The following is a 23714-nucleotide window of genomic DNA, read 5'->3' as shown; positions in this document are numbered from 1 at the left end:
ACGGTTTTTTTTTGCTATCAATATTTACTTGTAGTGAGAGTAAAGTTGGTAATTAGTTCTGTGGTACGGAATAAGTTTATAGTTTGGTTGTAAAAAAGTGACTAAGTCGGTGAGTTCAGATATGGTCATGGTATCGTTAAATACCGTCATTTTTGAGCTGCCATCTTCATTTCTGGCGTCGAGTCTATAAGGCCTAGAAAACCGATGTGAGGGGTTTATTACTGACGTGACCAGCTCAGCATAAGTAATTATTTTGGTTTTATTACCTCCTAGCTTAATAGAAATATCGTCATGTTTTGTTACGCTGCTATCTTCAACGCCTGCAAGGGTGTGACATGCCAAGCACTTATATTTTAAAAACACGGTTTTGCCTTGTTCTTCATTCCCCTCTGGCAAGCTAAAACCTCGTGGAGAATCAACTCCTTTATCACAGCCTGTGAGTGCAATTAAACACACGATTAGTAGAGTGTATTTCATTAGAGCTCCTGTATTCTCAAATTAATTTTACGCATTACTAACGCAAACTCATTTGCGTCAACAAATGCTTCTTTTAAGAAATAGCCTAATTTGAGTGTAGTCAAAGAGTGGCGAATAGCCTAATTGTTGTGCATATATGCTCAAGGAGAATAACTAAAGAGTTGAATGATAATTAATGATGGAATGAAACATCACAAGCATGAAAAAGCCCAGCAACTTGCTGGGCTTCGTAAACTGAACGTTTACCATAAATATTAACTGTTCAATTGGCCTGTAGATGACTCTATGTGGGCGCGAACAAACCATTGGTATTGCTCAAGCTCTGCAAGTTGCGCAATGATCATATCTTCAGATACCGGATCAAGCTCACCGAGTGACTCAATAGCTTTACGATGATCACCGTTAACGCCGTTATATACTTTATCTAATGCAGCTAGGTGTTCAGTTACTAAACCTTTGCCTATAGCGTAATCTTCCCATGTACGACGATCAACAATTGATTTTGGTGTACCAACAGGCACGCCGCCTAAAGTGGCAATACGTTCTGCTATGGTGTCGGTCATTTCACGCACGGTTTCAACTTGTGGGTCTAGCATTTCATGTACGCCAATAAAGTTTGGACCTACTACATTCCAATGAATATGTTTTAAAGTTAGCTGTAAATCAATTAGCGCTACCATGCGATCTTCTAGAACAGATATTGCTTTACTTGCTGATTCATTTTCTACACCGGGAGCGGTAAATTCAGCGACTTTGTTTGCATTATTACTGTTACTCATTATGCCTCCTACTATTTCAAAATAGTGTTCGCTTAACTCAAGTGAGTGTTTTAATTGCGATAACGAACACGTCTGTTCTAATAGAAGCAATGAGCATGCCGTTAGATTTTTTATTGTAACTTACTGAAATTTGATGATTTATTTTTTTTAATAAAGCTTCAAGGAGTATTTAGCTTAAAGGGGTATGAAAAATATGCACTTTTTTTGTAAATTCTGCAAAAAATACATTTAAAAATGGAGTACTTTAAAGGCTCTTTTTGCCTAAGGTATTTAGGCAAAAAGAAAAGTAGAGTTCAGGGTTTAATCGCTATAGCGTTTTTTAATATTGATGTGCTTTTAATACTTCAAGCGGAATAATGTCGAGCGCTTTTTGGTTTGTCGCTTCAAGTACCACAGGAGGAGCAACGTTCGCAGCAATGGCATGATACCAACGAATCGCACATAAACACCACTTATCGCCAGCTTTTAAACCAGCAAAATCATACAAAGGATTAGGGCTAATTAAATCGTTACCTTGCGCCTTGGAAAACTGCAAAAATTCGTCGGTCATAATGGCGCATACACTATGATTGCCAAAGTCTGAATCTGGTACATAGCAAAATCCCTCTCGGGTATAGCCACCGTTGCCACAGCAAAGTTGTAAGCGAGTTCCTAGTACATTTAATTGATTAGCCATATGAAAACTTACCTTGTAATAACCATTAAAAGCAGGGGGTTTACCATAGCAGGCTGTTAGTGACTTAGCTATCTATGCTGTTAATTTTATATATCTTTTAAGCGAATAAAAACTGCACTTAGTGAAGCCAAATGCAGTTTTTATTAAATAAGGGATTTACGAGAGCAGTGCTGCAGCTAAACGCACAAAATCAGAAGACGTTAAAATACCTACTAGCTGACCTTGCTCGCTCACAACGGGCATGCAACCGTGGCGATTATCTACAAAAAATTTAACGACATCTGATAGCGGCTGCTCTGGCGTTACACTGATAAAATCACTCACCATAATATCTTCTACTTTTGTGAGTTTTTCTTTGCGTTGTAATGCATTAGCACCAAACGTTGCCATGATCCCCATGACTTTGGCGACCATTATTTTTTGGGTAAGCATACCGACAAATGCGCCGTCTTCGTCAATAACAGGAATATGACGAACATTTTTTTCTTTCATTAAATTGTGTGCGTCATGCAAAGTGCTTTTTACGTTTACCGAAAATGGGTTAGCTGTCATTAAGTCTGTAACGTTTTGACTCATGTTTATTCCTTTATATTATCTGCAGTGTATCAGCATATATTAGCGCTATTTTTAAGCTTTGCACCTTATTCAGATCAAGGTTTTTGCAGATATAACATACAGAGGGATAGGAGGAAGCACTTAATTGAATGCCCAAAAACATTTAATTAAGTGCTTAAAACTACTGGTAAGTGTTATTCATAGCCACGTGGTGTTTTAGTTTTGATAACAGCGATGTATCCATGCCAACTAGCGTAACTAAGTAGCGGCATAATAATAATGAATCCAGCGGCACCTGCAGCAAAGCCCAGCGCTACCAGTACGAATATACAAATTGACCACACAACCATGGCTGCAAAGTTTTCTTTGACTGCGTGGATTGAAGAAATGACTGCGGTCATTATATCAACACGTCTTTCCATCATAATTTGCGGGGTAAATGCTGAGATTGAAAACACACTGACCAACAAAATTCCGCCGATAATACTGCCTATAGTTAAAAACGCAGAAAGTTCTTCAAAGGTGGGGTTTACATGGTTTGGATATAATGCATGCACAATTGCAGCTAGGCGCATCCAAATAATCATAATCACCATGAGTAATACCGCAAAACCCCATTCACCTACGGGGTTACGAAACATTGATTTTAATGAATGGCTTAATGTAGGTTTGTGGCCTTTTTCAAGTTCCCAGGCTACATCGTATAGGCCAACGGCGAATACCGGACCGATTAAAGCAAAAGCAACGGTTGCAGGTAAAATAGCTAAGTGGCTGTCGGTAAGTACAACAGAGTAAACAATCGCTACCGGAATAAGCGTGAAGATTAAACCGTAAATTAAACTTAACATGGGCGCGCGCGCCATATCTTTAAACGCTAACGAAAGCCAATGAAAAGCGGCAAATGTATTTACTTTGTTGCACTCTAAACAACGTGCGAATTTAGTGTCTTTATCTATTGTGTTTGTAGTTGGCATAAAGATGCTCCTTTTTTAGTCACCTTTTAGGTTTAGAACATAGATGTTCTATTTACAACTCATAAACGCTTATACGCAAGATTTAGTCGCTTTGTTCATTTGTTAGTCATTTTTGTTGGGTTAGCTATTTTTTTTATTTAAATATATGTTTGAGCATGTACTTAAAAAGTGGGTTCGTATTTCTTTTCCACAGTGGTAATCTAAACCCTGAAGCTAATTTTAAGAGACCGTAATGAAGGAAAATAAACAACAATTTCAAGGAGCTTTACTGGGTAGTAAACGGTTTTTACCTCTGTTTGTGACGCAGTTTTTCTCTGCTTTAAATGACAATGTTTATAAGCAATCAATCCTGCTTATTTTAATTTTTCAGGCTGCTACGGTAGCTGATGGTGCCTTTTATTCTAATCTGGCGGCAGGATTATTTATTTTACCGTTTTTTCTATTTTCAGGCATGGCTGGGCAAATTGCAGAAAAGTTGGAAAAATCAAAACTGATCAGCATCGTAAAGTTTTGCGAAATTCCTATTATGCTGGTGGGCGTAGTATCGATTTTAACCGAGCAGGTTTGGTTAATGTTAGGTACTGTATTTTTAATGGGTTTACAAAGCACTTTTTTTGGACCGCTTAAGTACTCTATTTTACCGCAGCATGTGGCCCCAAATGAGCTAACCAAAGCCAATGGACTGGTGGAGTCGGGCACTTTTGTCGCTATTTTATTGGGCACCGTATTTGGTACCTATTATATAACCCAAGCAGCGGGCCCTATTTATATCAGTATCGCAATAGTGAGCCTTGCGGTTATTGGCTTTTTAAGCAGTCGATTTATTCCTAAAAGTGCAGCCAATAATGCTAACTTAAAAGTATCGATTAACCCTATTACTTCAACCAAAAGTGTTTTTAATGCGCTTAAGGCACAAACCGAGTCGGTGGGTAAGTCAGTATTAGGGATCAGTTGGTTTTGGCTTATTGGTGCGGTGATACTAACGGCGCTCCCTAATTACGTAAAACATGTAATGGGAGGTGATGAGTTGGTGGTGACAGCTGCTTTAGTGGTGTTTTCGTTAAGTATTGCATTAGGATCTTTATTGTGTGAAAAGCTATCGCGCTCACGTATTGAGTTAGGTATTGTGCCTTTTGGTGCACTATTAATTACCTTATTTTTATATTTACTAAGCCAAGAGCCTGGTATTGAATTTTATCACCAAGTGAGTGAGTTGCAGCTTACTCTTGAACAAGTGATTAATACCGGCGATATGCTCTGGCATTTTGTTTGGATGGCAGGAATAGGTATTGCCGCAGGGTTTTATACGGTACCTTTGTATGCACTCATTCAGCAGCGTACTCACCCCGATAGCCGTTCACGAGTAATTGCAGCTAACAATGTGTTAAATGCATTGTTTATGGTTGGCAGCGCCGTTTTAAGTATTGTTACTTTAACGCTATTACACTGGGATATTTCACAATTACTATTGTTATTAGCAGGGCTTAATTTACTAATATCGCTGTACATATACACCAAAGTACCGGAGTTTTTCTTACGTTTTATTATCTACATTTTAGCGATTTGCATGTATCGCGTGCGCACTAAAGGCGAGCTCAATATTCCCGATGAAGGCGCTGCGGTGGTGGTAAGTAATCATGTTAGCTTTGTTGATTGGATGTTTATTTTAGCGGCGTCACCTAGGCCAATTCGGTTTGTTGTATTTGCACCTATTTACTATTCACCGGCACTTAATTGGTTGTTTAAAATGGCCAAAGCTATCCCAATTGATAGTCAAAAATCAAATCCTAAGGCGTTTAATAAAGCTTTTGATAACATTGCGCAAGCACTGGAACGTGGTGAGCTGGTGGGTATTTTTCCTGAAGGCAAGCTCAGCGGTGATGGCGAAGTTGATGTATTTCGCCGCGGAATTGAAAAAATAATTCAGCGCACGCCTGTGCCTGTTATCCCAGTTCATTTAGATGGATTATGGGGCAGTATGTTTAGTCGAAAAACTAAATGGCGACTACCTAGACCCAAATGGTCGTTGGTAAGCGTAGCGATTGGTGAGCCGGTTGCGCCTGAACATGTGAGTGCCGATGACTTGCGTGATCGAGTACTTGCTTTAAAGTAGCTTAGTAATAAAAAAGCGCTGCAATTATTGCAGCGCTGTGGTTGTGTTATTTAATGGTTATTAACGGTCTAAATTCATTACTTTAGTCCATGCTTTAACAAAGTCTTCTACAAACTTTTGTTTTGATGTATCAAAAGCATACACCTCAGCAACTGCACGTAGCTCTGAGTTTGAACCAAAAATCAGATCAACCGAAGTAGCGGTGTACTTTTGCTCACCCGACTGACGGTCAAAGCCTTGATAAATGCCAGCATCTGACGATTTTTTCCATACCGTCGACATATCTAATAAGTTAACGAAGAAATCGTTATTTAGAGTGCCAGGCTTGTCAGTAAATACGCCGTAGTCAGTGCCTTTATAGTTTGCATCAAGTGAACGTAAGCCACCGACTAATACAGTCATTTCAGGGACTGTTAGGTCAAGCTGATCCGCTTTATCAATCAGCATTTCAGTTGGTGATTTATAGCTTTTCTCTGCATCAAAATAGTTTCTAAAACCATCGGCAGGCAACTCTAATAAGCTAAATGCATTAACGTCAGTTTGTGCTTGTGTAGCATCACCACGGCCAGCATTAAACGGCACGTCTACTGAGTATCCTGCATCTTTGGCTGCTTTTTCAATCGCTGCATTACCACCAAGCACAATTAAATCAGCAAGCGATACATGGCTTTTACTAAATAAGCTGTCGTTAAAGTCAGCTTGAATCGCTTTTAATACTTTAAGTACCTTTGTGGTTTCTGCTGGATTATTTACTGCCCAATCTTTTTGTGGTGCTAGCGCAATACGTGCGCCATTGGCTCCGCCACGCATATCTGAATCACGGTAACTGGCTGCCGATGCCCATGCCACACGTACTAACTCAGGTACACTTAGGTTCGAGCCTAAAATAGCAGCTTTCAGCTCTTTTACTGCACCAGCATCAATGTTTGATTTAGTCTTTGCTGAAATAGGGTCTTGCCAAATTAAGTCTTCTTTTGGTACTTCTTTACCTAAAAAGTTACGTGGTGGTCCCATATCTCGGTGAGTTAATTTGTACCATGCTTTAGCAAATGCAAGTTGATACTCTTTTGGGTCATTTAAAAAGCGTTCAGCAATTTTGCGATATTCAGGATCAAATTTTAACGCTAAATCGGCAGTGGTCATTACCGGTGGGTTAAATTTACCTTTAACGTGCGCATCAGGTACTGACTTATGTAATGATTCATCTGTTGGGATCCACTGAATAGCGCCAGCAGGGCTGCGAGTTTGTTTCCACTCAAAGTTAAGTAGGTTGCTTAAGTATAATGATGACCAGCGAGTGGGTGCTTGTGTCCATGCGCCTTCTAAACCACTAGATACGGTATCTTCAGAGTGACCTTTACCACATTTGTTTTTCCAGCCTAAACCTTGCTCTTCAATACCTGCTGCTGCAGGCTCTGCACCTACACAGTCTTTAGGTTTGTGCGCACCATGCATTTTACCAAAGGTGTGACCACCAGCGATAAGTGCCAGTGTTTCTTCATCGTTCATCGCCATGCGAGAAAACGCAACGCGAATGTTCTTAGCTGAGCCAATAGGATCAGGAACCCCTTTAGGCCCTTCTGGGTTTACATAAATTAAGCCCATGTGTGTTGCACCCAATGGGCGTTCTAGTTTGCCGCTGGCATCTTCACGGTCGCTGGCAAGCATTTCTACTTCAGGACCCCAGTAAACCATGTCTGGTTCCCAATCGTCAGTACGGCCACCAGCAAAACCATAGGTTTCAAATCCCATATTTTCTAGGGCAACGTTACCCGCTAATACGATTAAGTCTGACCATGAAAGGGCTTCACCGTATTTTTGTTTGATTGGCCAAAGTAAACGGCGCGCTTTATCCAAGCTTACGTTATCTGGCCAGCTATTAAGCGGCTCAAAACGTTGTTGACCACCGCCAGCACCGCCACGTCCATCAAGCGTACGATAGGTACCTGCACTGTGCCAGGTCATACGAATAAAAAATGGGCCATAGTTGCCAAAGTCTGCTGGCCACCAATCTTGAGATTGGGTTAGCAGAGCGTCGATATCACTTTTTACAGTGTCTAAATCTAGGCTGTTAAATGCCTCTGCATAATTAAAGTCACTACCGTAAGGGTTTGAGCGTAGATCATGATCGCGAAGAGGAGATAGGTTAAGTTGATCTGGCCACCAAAATTGATTGGTTCTGGTTGCGCCTATTTTTGCCTCACCCATGCCTACTGCACCTTGTGGCTTAGACATTTGTGGTTTTTCTTGGCTAAAAGCAGAGCCAGACATAAGTGCCATACTTATAAATCCAACAAGCGTTTTTTTTGTAAATGATCGGTTTTTCATTGTCAGCTTCCTTAAAGTTAACGAATCTCGTTATATACAAAGCGTATTAAAAATAGGGTCTACTCATTTAAAAACAGTAGGTTGATACTTCATTCAAGTTGTTAAACAAGCCTGAATGCACTAAGCAGTGCGAATAGTATAGTAAGGAAGCTAAAAACCGTGTGTGAAATAAAGCGATTGATGCAATCTATAAAAATGATTTATTGAAGTTAATTGATTAAATAAACGAATCACTAAAGAGCTTTGAAAGCGGCGGACATAAAAAAGCCCAGCGTAGGCTGGGCTATTAAATTAAAGTCAGTGTTATTGAGTTTTCATTAATTTACTGGTGATCACACCTGAGGTCATAGCACCCGATACATTGAGTGCAGTGCGCGCCATGTCTATTAATGGTTCAATAGAAATAAGTAAAGCCACTACCTCTATAGGTAGTCCCATGGTCGGTAATACAACCAACGCTGCAAAGGTAGCACCACCGCCAACACCTGCAATACCAAACGAGCTAATAACCACAATACCAATTAGCGGTAAAATAAACTCAAATGTAAGTGGGTCAATCCCCACGCTTGGCGCAACCATCATTGCAAGCATAGCAGGGTAAATACCGGCACAGCCGTTTTGACCTATGGTAGCTCCAAAAGAAGCCGATAAATTAGCAATTGCTGGGGGTACTTTTAACTGATTAATTTGCACGTCAACATTCATAGGAATCGATGCCGCTGAGCTACGGGAGCTAAAAGCAAAGGTTAGCACAGGCCAAATTTTTTCAAAGTAATGTTTTGGATTAACGCCGACTAAACTAAGCAGTAAACCATGCACAACAAACATCAATAAAATAGCCACGTAAGAAGCCACAATAAAGGCGAGTAAATTTAAAATGTCGCTACTACTAGAGTTTGCTACAACACTTGCCATTAGACCTGCAACACCATAAGGCGTTAGTGCAATTACCATGCGAACTAAGCTCATTACAGTCGCTTGTAGGGCGTTTACACCGTTACGAATTGGGCTAGCAAGCTCGGTTTTTTCAAGCATTACTTTACGTGCAGCTATACCAACAAGTACACCAAATATAACCGTGGCAATAATAGAGGTTGAACGTTGATTACTTAAATCCGCAAAGGGGTTTTCAGGAATAAAGCTCAGTAGCATTTGCGGCACACTTAAGTCGGCTACATTCGCGGCTTTGTTTTGTAGGGTGTCCATTCTAGCGGCTTCACGAGTACCCGAAACAAGTCCTTCAATGCTCAAGTCAAATCCATACGTTACCGCAATACCAATTAACGCTGCAATTGCAGTAGTAAACAGTAAAACAGAAATACTAATAAAGGAGATTTTCCCCAGTGAGCCTTGGTTCTCAAGCTTAACCACAGCGGCAATCATAAAGACTAATACCAATGGCATAATGATCATTTTTAGTAACCCGACATAGCCTTTACCTACTATGCTGACCCAGCTGAGTATTTCTTTAATGGTTTCTGGTGAGTTGGCAAATAATAACTGTAGGGCTAAACCAAAGGCACTACCAAGCACTAAACCAAATAAAACGGTACGAGATAAAGAGCTGCTTTTTTGCGAAACAAGATAAATAGCAAACAGCAAACCGACAAATAATGCCAACATTAATAATACAGCAAGCGACATGGTACCCTCTTTTATAGCTGTGAATTAGCGCGGCACTTTAACGCTTTGTAAGGTGTTAACAAAATACGCTTTCGCTATGGGATAGAATTAAAATGAATATAGTAATAATATTAAAGTATAACGAATAAACATTTTATCGAACAAGCCTATTCATATGCTTGTATTTTTATTTAATTTATGGGATTTACTATAGATCGTAAGCCTTGTTTAAAGCGTAAGTCTCATACGAATTAATTGGTCAACGTGTTCACTTTAGATTTATTTAAAAATAGGGAGTAAAGGTATGTTAAAGGCAATAATGACGCTGGTGATAGTTTTAGTGGTTAGCGGATGTTCAACCCAGTATCCAAATCAAGCGCTGCTTGGTAAGCAATTTCCCACTGTTACAGGAGAAAGCTTAGAGCAACAGTCATTCACTATTCCTGATGACTTTAACAACCCACATACGTTGCTATTAATTGGTTATAAACAAGATAGCCAGTTTGATATTGATCGTTGGCTTATTGGTTTAGATATGACTGCAGTTGATGTTACGGCCTATGAGTTACCAACCATTCAGGGCATGGTTCCTCGTATGTTTAGTACCTTAATTGATAGCGGCATGCGTAAGGGGATCCCAAAAGAGTTGTGGGGTGGGGTGATCACAATTTACAAAGATGGCGATAAAGTTCAGGCATTTACTGGCAACGAAAACCCTAATAACAGTCGTGTAATACTGCTTGATGAGAGTGGCAAAATTATTTACTTTTACGACCGTGGTTTTTCTGTATCGGCATTAAATAATTTAAAAGCGGTTTTGGAAAAGCAATAAGTTGTAGTTAAATTTAGTTGCCTTTGGGCACGCTATTATTAAGTTAGCGTGCCACGTTAAAAGGATTACTCGCTAACGTTATTTCTGCCTTTTTTCTTAGCTCTATAAAGGGCTAAATCGGCATTTTTTAATGCCTCATCAAAGCTTTGTTTTGCCGCTCTTTGCGCTACACCAATAGAAACCGTCACGTTTACCGTTTTGTGGTCGCTTGGCTGTTTACCTTTGCGAGATTTTTTATCGGTGCGTTTTGGGTTTCTGATCACCATGTCGTAGGTGGCAATATTTTCACGCAGTGTTTCTAGCTCAGGGATTGATTGCTCAGCTGTTTTGCGTGGAAACACCACCGTAAATTCCTCTCCACCATAGCGGTAAATTTTTCCACCCCCTTTAACGCCAGCCATTTTAGCCGCCACTAGCTTTAACACTTGGTCGCCAATATCGTGGCCATAGGTATCGTTGAATTTTTTAAAGTGGTCAATGTCGAGCATAGCAACGGTGTATTTTCGACCTAATGATAAAGCAAGCTGATTAAGAGCTCGCCGCGTTGGTAAGCTGGTTAAATCGTCTCTATAGGCTAAATAATAAGAGTCTGTACTTACTGCCAATAAATACAAAGAAGCCATAAGCACGGCTATTACAGACCAAGGAAAATCAATAATGTGTTGCTGATTAAGGCACCACACAATAAAAGTAATTAATAAGGCGGTTTGAGTCAGGTTATGGGCTCTCAAGCTTTGCCAAATAAGCAAGCCGCCAATTATTGAAAGCGGTAAAACAATGGGTAAATAAGGAAGCAGCTGAGTATAAAAAGAAGATTGTATTGTTAGTTCTTGCAAGTGTTGGCTCAGTGCTAACCAAGCAAATGCAGCACCACCACAGACAATAACGAGTAAACTGCGAGTTACTGTGTGTATTGATAAGAGCGCTCTATCTTTTATAATTGCCAATAGCATTAATAAACTTGCAGCGCATAATAAGGTCCAGTCAGGTTGCGCTTTAAGCCAGTCAGACCAAGGTAAAGCGTAGTCTAATGAAGATAAATAAAGCACCCAAAATGCGCAAAGTAATGCGACTCGACTTCGATTAAACTGAGTAGCAAATACAGCAGTAATAATCAGTAATGGATAAACAAGATTATTAATAAGAGAGAGCTTACTTTGCCATTGAGCTTGAAACTGAACTAATAATAAAAATAAGCCACATAGACCTAAAAGGCTCAAAGAAGTTGATTTAACTCCTGCTAATTTTAACAACCTATGCTCCAAAGACCGATGTCTAAAAAATAAAGACTTATTGTATTCATATTGAGAAATATTACTACTTTAATGCTTGTTAATTATTTAAAAACAATACTTTAAAACTAATTTAAATGACTTTTATCGACATTTTTTAACCAAATGTATGATATTTTCGATAAGGTAAAAACAGTGATAAGACTTATTTGGGAGATTTAGATAGAGTGGATTATCGCGCTTTTAGCAATTTTAGAGGCCATCCATGGCCATTTTGCTAATCGTTTTTGTAGCGAGGATAATCACTGTAGCCTTGCTCAGTGCCACCATACATAGTAGTAGCATCGGCTTCATTTAATGGCCAATTATGTTTAATACGCGCTGGTAAATCAGGATTGGCAATAAAAGGGCGACCAAAAGCAAATAAATCTCCATAACCTTTAGCTAGCATTGCCACAGATTTATCAACTGTGTATTTACCTGCGTAAATAATACGTCCAGAAAATTCTGCGCGTGCCGCTTGGTAAAATTGCTCTGGCAAATCAGGGGCATTGTCCCAATCGGCTTCAGCAATTGAAAGATAAGCAATACCCGCTTGCTCAAGTACTTTAATGGCTTCTATATAAGTATGTTGAGGGTCTGATTCTACTAATCCTAAATAAACACGGGTTTCATCAGTACTGCTAAATAGCGGCGCAAATCTAACCCCTAAACGCTCAGCGCCAACTACATCACTAACGGCAGCAACAATCTCTTTTAAAAAGCGTAAGCGATTAGTCAGTGAACCACCGTATTCATCTTCACGTTGGTTACTATGCTCAGAAATAAATTGGTTTACTAAGTAGCCATTAGCACAATGCAGTTCCACACCATCAAACCCAGCCTCTAGCGCATTACGGGCAGCTTGTGCATACATGCCAACAAGCTCTTTGACTTCATTTGTTGTTAAAGCTTGCGGTTCACTTGGATCGGCTAAAGCGCCTTGAGCTGGCCCTGTTTCTATAAACACTTTCACACTATCAGCTGCTATTGCTGAGGGAGCAACAGGTTTGGCTTCATTTGGTTGTAGGCTAGTATGTGATACACGGCCTACATGCCAAAGCTGGGCAAAAATAACTCCCCCTTCTGCATGCACGGCATTAGTCACTTTTTTCCAGCCAACGATTTGTTCTGCAGAGTGAATACCGGGTGTCCAAGCGTATCCTTGTCCTCTGGGTTCAATTTGAGTGCCCTCGGTAACCATAAAGCCAGCACTTGCACGTTGCGCATAATAGGTGGCCATTACTTCGTTGGGGATATTGCCAGGTACTGTACTGCGTGAGCGGGTAAGTGGCGGCATAACAATACGATTTTTCAGGGTATATGGCCCTAAACTAATGGATGAAAATAAACTGTCGATATTTTTACTCGGTTGACTCATTTTAATACCTTTTAAATTAACTATGCTGCTGAGCGCTTATAACAATGCTGGTGAGCATAGGGATTTAAAGCTACAATTTGAAACAACACTTTTTTGTTTTAGATACAATTATGAATGGTATAGGTCGGCTGGATATAAAGCAGTTGCGAGTTTTAAGCGCTTTGCTTAAATTAAAAAATGTATCGCATGTTGCACAAAAAATGGGGCTAACTCAGCAAGCTATTAGTGAGCAGCTGCGAAAATTACGCGATTTATTTGATGACAGGCTGTTTATTCGTCAAGGCAATACGATGCTGCCAACGCCAAAAGCGCTGGCGCTTGAACTATCAATTAATCAAATTCTGAGTCAACTAGACGCATTATTAGTGCCGTCACAGTTTTCCCCGCAGAGTTATCAAGGCGTTTTTACTATAAGTGCTACGGACTATGCGATTGCTGCACTTTTACCTCAGTTATTAGCAATTACTCGCAGTGAAGCGCCAGGTTTAAAGTTGATTGTTCGAGACTTCGCATCCGATAACGTTAACCAGCTTATCAGCGCAGGGGAGCTTGATTTACTGATTAGCTTTGTTGAATTTATTCCTGATAATTTAGTCTACGATACCCTATTTGAAGAACAACATATTTGTATTGCAGGCGCACATGCGCCCACACCTTCAAAGCCTTTGAGCTTATCTGAGGTTGCGAGCCGGCCGCAGTTGGTGGTGTCGGCATCTAGAGCAAACTTACGTGGATCGCACGATCGCTGGTTTGCAGATAAAGGCTACAAACGAAATATTGTCATGTCAGTACCTGGGTTTTCATCAGTGCCTGATTTACTCAATACCACCGATTTAATTGCGTTTTACCCATCAAGGTTATTGCCAAATAGTAAGGTAAAGCAATTGGAGATTGAATTATTACCTCCGCCGTTTAAGGTGATTGCAGCATGGCATCCTCGTTCAAATAACAGCGATATTCATCAGTGGCTTATTGCACAATTAAAGCGTATTTAGACTGACTCTACGTGAGCTAGATTTATTATTCACAGTTCAGGTTATCTAATTAACCTGAACTCTAGATAATAAATCTATCTCAAGCAGCTATTTTGAGCGCTAACTGCGTTAAATTTACTTGCAATAGACTAGCTATTGACGCGTAATTTCGCCTTGTTTTCACTGAAAATCTCTGGCTAGAGAAAATAAACATAAATATCATTTTGATTCAATATGTTAGCAAATCTCTTAACCAGAGTTCAGGTTAATTAGTTGACGAATATCGCTTCCTGTTGGTGCTTCATGGGCACGTAACGAAAAGGCGGGTAAAACCGCTAATATATGATCAAATATATCTGACTGAATATTTTCATACTCCCCCCAATTGGTGGTATTGGTGAATGCGTAAATCTCAATGGGTAACCCTTGGGTTGTTGGCGATAATTGTCTTACCATTAAGGTCATACCCTGATGAATATGTGGGTGCTGTTTTAATAGCGCCACCAAATAGTGACGAAATGTACCCACATTAGTGAGCCTGCGGCCATTTAAAGTGCAGCTCATATCTACTTTTTTAGTGATGTTTTGCTCCTCAATAACCAATAGCGTACTTTCAAGGTACTCACTTAGTAAGTCGGCTTTTTTAAGGGCAACAACTGCGGCTTCATCTAAAAAGTGCACACTACTCATTTCAAGATGAATACTGCGTTTTATTCGGCGTCCGCCAGAGTCTGACATACCGCGCCAATTTTTAAATGAGTCGGAGATCAAGGCATAAGTAGGAATAGTGGTAATGGTTTTATCCCAATTTCTTACCTTTACCGTGGTTAGCGCAATATCAATAACATCACCATCGGCGCCGTACTTAGGCATTTCTAACCAGTCACCTACCGCCAGCATATTATTGGCAGAGAGCTGAATACCCGCTACTAGGCCTAAAATAGCGTCTTTAAATACCAGTAATAATACCGCAGACAGTGCGCCTAAACCGCTTAGTAAAATTAACGGTGATTTATTCATTAACAATGAAACGGCTAAAATGGCAGTTAATACACTGGCAATAAGCTTAATTGTTTGCAAAAAGCCGCGCAGCGGAAAGTGAGCGCTTAAGGGGCGCTTATCGGAAATTGCTTGAAATATATCCAGTAAAGAAAATAGCGAAAGTAAGGCAAATAAAATGATCCATTGATCGGTGATCATTTTAATCAAATACAAAAACGTGGTGCCTTCGGGTACCCACAGTTGCGCCTGAATAACAACGACCGCTCCTTGTAAAACAAATGAGATATTACGAGCGAGCTTTTTTGCTGAATATAAAGGACTTTTGCCATCGGGTTGCGCAGCTTGTTCGCTAAAACGGTTTTTAACTAAACGCTGAGAAACCAGTCTTAAGATGAGGTGGAATATTAATGCAAATAGCGCAATCCAAGCCAATACAATCAGGTCGTACCATAAAAATGGATTTCCCGGAAAATAATCGCCAAACCATTGCAGTAAAAAATCTCGCAGCTGTGCGCGTGTTCCTGTCATTAATACTCCATAAGGACGCTATTATTAATTACTGATTATTAGTTAAGCAGCTGCAATGTAAAAAGTCTATTTAAGACTTTTTACATTATGTAGTTACAGTTTACCATGCTCGAGTTGCTGGCTGAGTTCTTCAAAAATACTTGGATCATCTATGGTTGATGGAATTTGCAGTTCTTCACCATCAATTAACTGCCGCAGGTTTTTACGTAAAATTTTGCCAGAACGGGTTTTTGGTAATCGCTCTACACACATAATATTTTTAAGGCACGCAATAGCACCAATTTGATTACGCACGGTTTGCACCAATTGCTGTTCTACCTCTTTATGTGAGCCATGAAAATCATTTTTTAGCACCACCATCGCCATTGGGTTTTGCCCTTTTAACGCATCACTAATACCAAATACTGCACATTCAGCCACAGCTGGGTGCGCGGCAACAATTTCTTCCATTTCACCGGTGGATAGACGGTGCCCTGCGACATTAATTACATCATCGGTGCGACCCATAATAAAGAGGTAGCCATCGTCATCAATATAACCGCCATCACCAGATAAATAGTAGCCCTCATATTCAGCCAAATAACCAGCCTTAAAACGAGCCGTATTTTTCCAAATTGTCGGTAAGCATCCCGGTGGTAAAGGTCGCTTTATAACAACCGCGCCTTGTTCATTCGGAGCACATTCATCCCCATTCATATCTAAAATTCTTACATCAAATCCAGGTGTTGCAACTGTTGAGCTTCCTGCTTTTGTTGGCAGGTGTTCAATGCCAACAGGGTTACACGCAATTGCCCAGCCCGTTTCTGTTTGCCACCAATGATCAAGCACCGGTAAACCTGTTTTTTCTTTGAGCCAATCGTAGGTAGGTGGGTCTAAACGCTCTCCGGCTAAAAATAATCGTTTGAGACTAGAGGTATCGTATTGTTTAAAGCCATCGGCATTGGGATCCTCTTTTTTAATCGCGCGAAACGCAGTGGGGGCACTAAATAGGGCATTCACTTTGTATTCTTCTACTACGCGCCAAAAAGCACTGGCATCGGGGGTTCTAACCGGTTTTCCTTCAAATAAAATAGTTGCGCATCGATACATAAGTGGCGCATACACAATATACGAATGACCCACTACCCAGCCAATATCAGAGGCGGCCCAAAATACGTCACCGGGTTTCATGCCGTATACGGTTTCCATACTGTAATGCATAGCAACCGCATGGCCGCCATTTTCACGCACCACACCTTTAGGCGTCCCTGTTGTGCCTGAGGTGTATAAAATATAAAGCGGATGATCGCCACTGACCGCAACGGGATCAACCGGTGTGGCTGTTTGCATTGCAACAGCCCAGTCAATATCACGTTCGGGCATAAGCGGTGCGGTGGCTTGCTCACGCTGATAAATAATACAGTGTTCAACTTTATAGCTAGCAGCTTCAACCGCGTTATCGAGTAATTCTTTGTACTCAATTACAGTATTAACTTCTACACCGCAGGAGGCACTGAGCACCAATTTGGGCTTGGCGTCATCAATCCGTACCGCTAATTCATGCGCTGCAAAACCGCCAAATACAACAGAATGAATAGCGCCAATTCGGGCACAGGCTAACATACCAATTACGGCTTCGGGGATCATGGGCATATAAATCACTACGCGGTCGCCTTTAGTCACTCCTAAAGACTGCATTACCCCTGCAAATTTAGCGACCTCTTGCTGCAGTTGTAAATAGCTATAACTGCGTTTGCTATTGGTAACAGGTGAGTCATAAATTAACGCTGTTTCATTACCATGCCCAGCGATTACATGTTGATCTACGGCTAAAAAGCAGCTGTTAAGTTCGCCGTCTGCATACCAGTGGTGTAGTCCTTCTTGATCTTGTGTGTATGCGGTTTCTGGAGCCTTGTACCAAGGTAGTCGCTTACTTTGTGATAACCAAAACGCTGCCGGGTCTTGTTTAAACTCGTTGTAATGTTGTTTGTATTCACCTGACATAAAGGCTCCTAAGGAAAATATAATCTAACGTAATTTAAAACTAAGCGCTTTTTATCAGCAGTGATATTCGACTATGGTCGGTTAAATAGTAAGCGATGCTTTTAGTTTTTGGCCAACGTGATGATTGTATAGAACTAAAAAGTTCCAACTAATGTAAAATGAATCAGTAATTAATGAGAGTAAATGGATATAAGAATGAATCAAATGGTCAGAGTAGGCGTTGCAGTAATAGTAATGCATGATAATAAAATTTTACTCGGTGAACGGATAGGCGCACATGGCGCAAATACGTGGGCAACCCCTGGAGGGCATTTAGAATTTGGTGAAACTGTTGAGCAATGCGCTGCGCGTGAAGTAGTAGAAGAGACTGGGCTCAATGTCACTAATATTCGTAAACTCGATTTTACCAACGATATTTTTAGCGCAGAGAACAAACATTATATTACCTTATATGTGCAAGCAGACTATGAAGGCGGAGAGGTTATAAATAAAGAGCCTCACAAATGTTTACAGTGGCGTTGGTGCGATATTAATGACTTGCCCGCACCTTTGTTTATCTCATTAAAAAATTATCTAGCACAGAATACCTTGCCCGCTGAGTATTAAAGGTTTTTTGGCATAGGGAGTTGCCATTTATTTAAAATTTGCTGATATTCACCACTTTCCTTGATGGCATTTAACCTATCGCTAATAATTTTTGCTGTGTGTGAGTCAAGCTGATTACTGGCTGCAAAGTGCAAAGAAGAGGGTAACTCATCTAAGTGGATGCGTTTTGAAATTAAATTAGGGTCGAGCCCGGTGCGCTTTAACTCGTTTTCAAGTGTGAGCGTATTGGTTACAACAAAGTCGATACGATCTTTATATAGCATTTTCCAGAGCTGTTGATAATAACTGACTAATACTAGGTTTTCATTTTCAGTAAAGCCTTTAGTTTCTAAATAAGCTTGTGCAGAGTAGCCGCGAATAGTGGCTACTTTGTACTCTTTAGCAAAATTTAAATGAATCACTTCATCTTTGTGGTTACTTAAACTAACTAGATATGCGTCCGCAAAGTAGACTTTACCTAGCCACTTATATTGATGATGTCTGTTTGGTGTTTTTAGCAGTGACATTATTATGGCATTAGGATTGGCTCGTTGCTGTTGGAATATTCTAGCCATTGGCATTATTTCAAACTTTGCTGTTAAATCAGTGCCATTTAAAACTGCTTTAGCTATATCGACCAGCGCGCCCTGTGCTTCACCTTGAGGGTTTTTAAAATGATAAGGCGGTAAATCTTCAGCGATAAAGGTAACAGGGGTGGCGTTGCAGAACGCACTATAAAAAAACAATACAAAAACAGTTAACACCATACGCAAAAGCATAAATAATTGTCTTTAAAGCAATACTATAACGCTAGTGTAAAGAAAAACATTAATAAGGTACATGATAAATGTATATTTTAAGTAAGCAGATTGTTTATTTGTTGTTTTTTATAAATTGGCGAGGCGAGCAATGATGCCAGCGTTTAAAGGCACGATTAAAAGAACTTTGATCGTTAAATCCCAGCATAAAAGCGATTTTATTTAGTGAATAGTGGTGAATATAAGTTAATAAACGTCGTTTTTGCTCTGCTTCAAGCAGCGCGGCAAACGTGGTTTGCTCTTTTTTTAGATAGCGCTGTAGTGTGCGTGGCGTCATATTTAAGGCCGCAGCTGTCCTGAGCAAAGAGCAATCTTGTAAGTCGTGTTTTGCCATTAAAATATGATTAATTTTTTCTGATAATAACTGCTGACTTTTAAACTGGGATAGCTGTTGCTCTGACATTTGCTTAAGCATTGCGTTGATTTGGCTATTATCGGTTTTAAAGGGCAGGGTTAAATAATTACTTGGAAACTCGATTTGATTAAAGCTAGCGCCAGCTTTTACTGGGCAATTAAACCAATTAGTTAATCTGTGTTGTTCGGTGTTTGAAAAGTGTGTTGAAAAATACACACAGCTAGGTGAAAGCTCAGGATTAAGTAGTTGGCGTACCACGCTGACCCAAGCGGTCATATTTCGTAAAACAGCCTGTGAACTACATTGTGGATCGGCTACCCAAGTTACTTTACACCGTGTTTTTTGTTGCTCAAACTTGGCGCGACCAATATTAGCCACTAGGCTGTCGTAATTAAGTAGTGCAGTAATAGCGCTGGCTAAATTAGTACTCGATTCAATTAAATACCCCAATACACCAAAATCAGCGGTGCGTATTTGTTTTCCTAATTCAAAGCCAAATAAGGGATCGTTTAACGCCTGTTGTGCATAGCCAAGCAGCGCATTATAGCTTTTTAAGCTGATACGTGGCGCCATTTGTTGTGACTTTTTATTGGTATACTCGTTAAAATCAATAGCGCTTAAAGCCACTTGGCTAGCTAAGCCTTGGGCTTCAAGATAATCCAAACAGCTACAAAAATAATGATCGGCTAAGGTTTTCATTTGTCGCCTAAAGCTAAAAAATAGTCGTCTAATCGCAAGTTTGCCACGGCATATTTTTATATGCTAGTGATCGATAAAAATAATAGGGTGAAGGTCATGGTAGAAATAAAGGTTAAGCGAGCTGTGGCAGCAACGCCGGAGCAAATACGCAGCGTATTATTAGCGCATGCTGATTTAGGACGATTTTTTAATGCTCACTTTACACTACTTGCACCACAAGAGCCGGGTGAAATAAGTGGCGGAAAAGGCACGATTAGAGAAATAAAAATGCAAGGCACTACCTTTAAAGAGCAAATAATAGCTGCAGATAACAGTCATATTAGTTACCGTATTATAGGTAGCAAGCCCGTTGCGCAGCATCGTGGTGATATTTACTTAAATACCATTAACGAAGAGCCATCGCTCACTGAGGTTAATTACCATATTAGTTGCATTGCACCTTTTTGGGTACCCGATTTTATACTGGCTTTTTTTATAAAAAAAGATATTAGCCAAGCACTTAAAAAAATAGCCCATTATTTTCAGGAGCGTGTTGTATGAGCATTGAAATTATTTTACTCGCACTGAGCCCTATTTTTTTGCTGTTTGTTGCTATCGAGTTTATTAAATTTAGGCGTCACTACGATATAAAAGACAGTTTAGCCAATGCATTATTGGCTTTATTACATCAAGGTGCTGATGCTATTGCATTAATAGTACTAATGCCGTTTTTTTACTGGCTGTATCAGTTTCGGTTATTTGATATTGAATTGACGGTATTGACCATATTAGGTGCCTTTGTACTGCAAGATTTTTTATATTATTGGTTTCATCGTGCATCACACCATATACATTGGTTATGGGCAGCGCATGTCGTACATCATAGCTCTACGAGAATGAATTTTACTACTGCCTTTAGACAAAGTTTAATGTATCCGCTTGCGGGCATGTGGCTGTTTTGGATGCCAATGATATTACTTGGTTTTGAACCTGTGATTGTTTTTGCCGTAGTTGCCCTTAATTTAGCGTATCAATTTTTTGTTCACACCCAAGTGGTAAAAAAGCTGGGTTGGTTTGAAAGCGTATTTAATACTCCATCACATCATCGGGTTCATCATGCTATTAACAGTGGCTACTTAGATAAAAACTTTGCAGGGGTACTAATTGTTTGGGATAAGTTATTTGGCACTTATGTAGAAGAGGATGAAAGCAAGCCTTGTAAATACGGAATTATTGGCCAACTACACAGTAATAACCCGATTAAAATTACCTTTCATCAGTGGCAGCATCTCTTTAAAAGTACCTACAGAGCAAAGGGATTAAAAGCAAAGTTAAAAGTAGTCTTTGGTTACCCAACAAGCTCCCAAGGTATTAATAAGTAAGCCTATTTTTTATAAAAAAGCCAGGAGTAAATAGCATCACTCCTGGCTTATCTCACAGTAAAACTTAGTTTATTTGGCCGTTGTGATCACTGTATCAATTAAGTGAACAACGCCATTACTGGTATAAATATCAGTGGTTGTTACATTGCTACCCGCTACTTGTAGTGATGTAGCTGGTAAGCTTACTTGCCACCAAATATCGTTCACAGCTTGGCCATTATTCTGACCTGCTGCCGTATCACCGGAGAAGGTATATAAAGGGCGGCCAAGGTAGGCGACTTGCATGCTGTCATCTGAGCGAGCAATTAACGATAAACCGGGTACATTTTCAATTGATGCTGCAGTACCAAGAACCGGTGGCCACGTTGTTGCACAAGCTGCTTCACACGTGCTCATTGCCTCGCCTAAATCATTGTCGAACACATAAACTGTTTTGCCTGGCATAGCATCAGCCATACCCGTTACTAAACGACTATCAGTTGAATCATAAGCAATGCTATCTGTTGCTGTGTTTGCTGTGCTGGTAAAGTCTACAACGTTTACGCTTAGCATGTTATCGGCAAGCGTGGTCACCGTTTTACCATTGGCTGCAAATGCATCAGTACTGCCCACTTGAGCGCCTAAAACATGTTGAGTTAGCACACCTGTCAATGCTGTCGTGTCAGCCAATAAAGCCTCTAAATCAGCGGTAGGGATTTTGCTAAATGCAGCATTTGTCGGTGCAAATACCGTAAATGATTGAGTGGTGTCGTTAAAGGTATCTACTAGTGATGCTGCTTGTAGTGCAGTGACTAAAGTAGATAGTGCAGGTGTTTCAGTAGCCACTGTAGCAATTGTTTTAGTCGGGGTACCAACTTCAGCCGGTGGCATAATTACTTTATTTAATACATGAATCACGCCGTTACTAGCGATTACATTTGCCTCTGAAATTGCTGAGTCATTGATAAATAGTGAGCTATTTACATGAGATATAGCAGCCATGTCGCCATTGGCCATTTCTATCTTGTTGCTGTTGCTATTGGCAATGGCTACTGCGTCATCTGATAAAACTGTCGCGTCAGAAAAAACATGGTACAGCAAAATATCACGAAGCGTATCTGTATCAGCTAGTAGCGCATTAATTGTATCCTGTCCGAGCGCAGCAAATGCAGCGTCTGTAGGTGCAAATACACTAAAAGTATTATCTGGATCGGCAACTAGTGTATCTAACCCTGTTGCCGTTAAAGCAGCTAGAAGTGTCGTAAAATTACCATCAGCGCTCGCTATATCAGCAATTGTATTGGTACTTTGAGGTAAAGTAACATCAGAAATAATAACCGAATCGATCACATGAATGACACCGTTATTGGTCATAATATCTCTAACTACAATGTTTGCTCCGCCAAACGATAGCATGTTTGTTTCTGCGTTTATCGCCACTGGAAGGGTATTGCCAAGTAGCGTTTCTGCTGATTGACCGTTAAGAGACATTGCAGTAACAGAATCTACTGATCCTACAAGTACATGCTGCTTCAAAATATCGGCTAAAACGGTGGGGTTAGCCAGTAACGTGTTTAAAAAGTTGCTACCAATTGCCTCGAATGCAGCATCCGTAGGGGCGAATACGGTAAATTCTGATGATTCATCGGCAAGTGCTGAAGTAAGGGATGCAGCATCAAGAGCTGCAAGTAATGTACTAAAATTGCCAGCTTGCTGAGCTGTTTCAATGATATTATTAGTTGGTGCTGTTTCTGGCACTGTTTTTGGTGTGAGCACCGCGTCAATAACATGAATGATTCCGTTGTCGGTCACAATGTCGGTCATTGTTACTGTGCTGGTATTTACTAATAAATTCTCACCATTTAAAGATAAAGCAATGTTTTGCCCGTTAACAGTCTCTACAGTGCTGCCCGCTAAGCCAATAGCTGTTTGCGCGTCTACTCTGCCAGCGATCACATGGTAAGTTAAAATAGAACTTAGGGTGTCTGTATCAGCTAATAAGCTATTAATGGTCTCTTCGCCTAATAATGCGAATGCATCATCGGTAGGGGCAAATACAGTATAGCTGGTAGTTAAATCATCGAGAGTTTCATCTAGACCGGTTGCTTCTAGTGCTGCAACAAGAGTGGTGAACTCTTCAGAGTCCTGTGCGGCGTCAAAGATTGAGACGGCAGGTTGTGGGTCTACAGTTACTGGAGCGTTGTTATCGTCATCACTACTACAGCCTTGAATAAGTAACAAGGGAAGTATGATAGCACCGAGCTTAAATACTTTATTCATAATTGTTCCTTTAATCGAATGTTACAGTGTTACAGCTTTGTGAATACTACGAAGCTATTAACAGTGTTGATCAAAAAAACATGGGTTATTTTTATACAATTTAATAGGTGTAAGATTTTATTGAATTTTTATTCAAGAAAA

General features: G+C 40.2%; 20 protein-coding genes. 6 read left to right on the top strand and 14 right to left on the bottom strand.

What is annotated here, in order from left to right; genetic code table 11:
- Nucleotides 1–24: 24 nt before the first annotated feature.
- The 5 genes from AC0VZ5_RS12865 to AC0VZ5_RS12845 all read right to left on the bottom strand — a co-directional run bounded on the left by AC0VZ5_RS12865 (nucleotide 25) and on the right by AC0VZ5_RS12845 (nucleotide 3461).
- Nucleotides 25–477 (bottom strand): cytochrome C, encoded by a 453-nt coding sequence (locus AC0VZ5_RS12865; RefSeq protein ID WP_475473127.1) that lies wholly within the window; start codon nucleotides 475–477, stop codon nucleotides 25–27.
- A gap of 254 nt (nucleotides 478–731) precedes the next feature.
- Complete coding sequence (gene dps / locus AC0VZ5_RS12860; RefSeq protein WP_178956542.1) at nucleotides 732–1256, bottom strand: DNA starvation/stationary phase protection protein Dps; 525 nt, start codon at nucleotides 1254–1256, stop codon at nucleotides 732–734.
- Between the two features lie 319 nt (nucleotides 1257–1575).
- Nucleotides 1576–1932: a DUF2237 family protein gene (locus tag AC0VZ5_RS12855; RefSeq protein ID WP_464711206.1), complete on the bottom strand. Its 357-nt coding sequence runs from the start codon at nucleotides 1930–1932 to the stop codon at nucleotides 1576–1578.
- 156 nt (nucleotides 1933–2088) lie between these two features.
- The gene (locus AC0VZ5_RS12850; RefSeq protein WP_138626217.1) at nucleotides 2089–2508 is read right to left on the bottom strand and encodes a CBS domain-containing protein; all 420 of its coding nucleotides are present in this window, start codon (nucleotides 2506–2508) and stop codon (nucleotides 2089–2091) included.
- Between the two features lie 173 nt (nucleotides 2509–2681).
- On the bottom strand, nucleotides 2682–3461 hold the full coding sequence (locus AC0VZ5_RS12845) for a DUF2189 domain-containing protein (protein WP_475473124.1): 780 nt from the start codon (nucleotides 3459–3461) through the stop codon (nucleotides 2682–2684).
- 232 nt (nucleotides 3462–3693) lie between these two features.
- On the opposite strand from AC0VZ5_RS12845, the gene AC0VZ5_RS12840 reads away from it, so the two are divergent.
- Nucleotides 3694–5574: an MFS transporter gene (locus AC0VZ5_RS12840; protein ID WP_138608707.1), complete on the top strand. Its 1881-nt coding sequence runs from the start codon at nucleotides 3694–3696 to the stop codon at nucleotides 5572–5574.
- Between the two features lie 60 nt (nucleotides 5575–5634).
- Here AC0VZ5_RS12840 and katG read toward each other — a convergent pair whose 3' ends face one another.
- Both katG and AC0VZ5_RS12830 read right to left on the bottom strand, forming a co-directional pair.
- A complete protein-coding gene (gene katG, locus AC0VZ5_RS12835; protein WP_475473122.1) occupies nucleotides 5635–7902 on the bottom strand; it encodes a catalase/peroxidase HPI in 2268 nt (755 codons plus the stop codon).
- 303 nt (nucleotides 7903–8205) lie between these two features.
- The gene (locus AC0VZ5_RS12830; RefSeq protein WP_475473120.1) at nucleotides 8206–9546 is read right to left on the bottom strand and encodes an L-cystine transporter; all 1341 of its coding nucleotides are present in this window, start codon (nucleotides 9544–9546) and stop codon (nucleotides 8206–8208) included.
- Between the two features lie 283 nt (nucleotides 9547–9829).
- On the opposite strand from AC0VZ5_RS12830, the gene AC0VZ5_RS12825 reads away from it, so the two are divergent.
- Nucleotides 9830–10357 (top strand): hypothetical protein, encoded by a 528-nt coding sequence (locus AC0VZ5_RS12825; RefSeq protein WP_138608705.1) that lies wholly within the window; start codon nucleotides 9830–9832, stop codon nucleotides 10355–10357.
- Between the two features lie 65 nt (nucleotides 10358–10422).
- Here AC0VZ5_RS12825 and AC0VZ5_RS12820 read toward each other — a convergent pair whose 3' ends face one another.
- A complete protein-coding gene (locus AC0VZ5_RS12820) occupies nucleotides 10423–11610 on the bottom strand; it encodes a GGDEF domain-containing protein (RefSeq protein WP_475473119.1) in 1188 nt (395 codons plus the stop codon).
- A 256-nt stretch (nucleotides 11611–11866) separates the two neighbouring features.
- Nucleotides 11867–13009, bottom strand: coding sequence for an alkene reductase (locus tag AC0VZ5_RS12815; protein ID WP_475473117.1), 1143 nt, complete (start codon nucleotides 13007–13009; stop codon nucleotides 11867–11869).
- Between the two features lie 110 nt (nucleotides 13010–13119).
- Here AC0VZ5_RS12815 and AC0VZ5_RS12810 point away from each other — a divergent pair, with 110 nt between their 5' ends.
- Nucleotides 13120–14004 carry a LysR family transcriptional regulator gene (locus tag AC0VZ5_RS12810; RefSeq protein WP_178956535.1) on the top strand — a complete coding sequence of 295 codons (885 nt, stop codon included), beginning with the start codon at nucleotides 13120–13122 and terminating at the stop codon, nucleotides 14002–14004.
- 228 nt (nucleotides 14005–14232) lie between these two features.
- On the opposite strand, the gene AC0VZ5_RS12805 is transcribed toward AC0VZ5_RS12810, so the two are convergent.
- Nucleotides 14233–15513 carry a mechanosensitive ion channel family protein gene (locus tag AC0VZ5_RS12805; protein WP_475473116.1) on the bottom strand — a complete coding sequence of 427 codons (1281 nt, stop codon included), beginning with the start codon at nucleotides 15511–15513 and terminating at the stop codon, nucleotides 14233–14235.
- Between the two features lie 93 nt (nucleotides 15514–15606).
- A complete protein-coding gene (locus tag AC0VZ5_RS12800; RefSeq protein WP_475473114.1) occupies nucleotides 15607–17496 on the bottom strand; it encodes an acetate--CoA ligase in 1890 nt (629 codons plus the stop codon).
- A 195-nt stretch (nucleotides 17497–17691) separates the two neighbouring features.
- On the opposite strand from AC0VZ5_RS12800, the gene AC0VZ5_RS12795 reads away from it, so the two are divergent.
- Nucleotides 17692–18102, top strand: a complete 411-nt coding sequence (locus tag AC0VZ5_RS12795) for a nucleotide triphosphate diphosphatase NUDT15 (RefSeq protein WP_198523650.1) — start codon at nucleotides 17692–17694, stop codon at nucleotides 18100–18102.
- Here the strand turns inward: AC0VZ5_RS12795 and AC0VZ5_RS12790 are convergent.
- Entirely contained in the window at nucleotides 18099–18860 is a 762-nt protein-coding gene (locus AC0VZ5_RS12790) for a substrate-binding periplasmic protein (protein ID WP_475473112.1), read from the bottom strand. The two genes, AC0VZ5_RS12795 and AC0VZ5_RS12790, sit on opposite strands and share 4 nt — an antisense overlap.
- Nucleotides 18861–18954: 94 nt before the next feature.
- On the bottom strand, nucleotides 18955–19953 hold the full coding sequence (locus AC0VZ5_RS12785) for an AraC family transcriptional regulator (RefSeq protein ID WP_198523648.1): 999 nt from the start codon (nucleotides 19951–19953) through the stop codon (nucleotides 18955–18957).
- 96 nt (nucleotides 19954–20049) lie between these two features.
- Between AC0VZ5_RS12785 and AC0VZ5_RS12780 the strand changes: the two genes are divergently transcribed.
- The gene (locus tag AC0VZ5_RS12780; RefSeq protein ID WP_475473110.1) at nucleotides 20050–20493 is read left to right on the top strand and encodes an SRPBCC family protein; all 444 of its coding nucleotides are present in this window, start codon (nucleotides 20050–20052) and stop codon (nucleotides 20491–20493) included.
- On the top strand, nucleotides 20490–21314 hold the full coding sequence (locus AC0VZ5_RS12775; RefSeq protein WP_138608687.1) for a sterol desaturase family protein: 825 nt from the start codon (nucleotides 20490–20492) through the stop codon (nucleotides 21312–21314). Before AC0VZ5_RS12780 ends, AC0VZ5_RS12775 begins: the two co-directional genes overlap by 4 nt.
- A gap of 69 nt (nucleotides 21315–21383) precedes the next feature.
- Here the strand turns inward: AC0VZ5_RS12775 and AC0VZ5_RS12770 are convergent, their stop codons facing one another.
- Nucleotides 21384–23573 (bottom strand): fasciclin domain-containing protein, encoded by a 2190-nt coding sequence (locus AC0VZ5_RS12770; protein WP_178956528.1) that lies wholly within the window; start codon nucleotides 23571–23573, stop codon nucleotides 21384–21386.
- Nucleotides 23574–23714 lie beyond the last annotated feature (141 nt).

Source organism: Pseudoalteromonas sp. QJM3NY_12, assembly GCF_056173165.1.
This window is presented reverse-complemented; position numbering and strand designations above follow the sequence as displayed.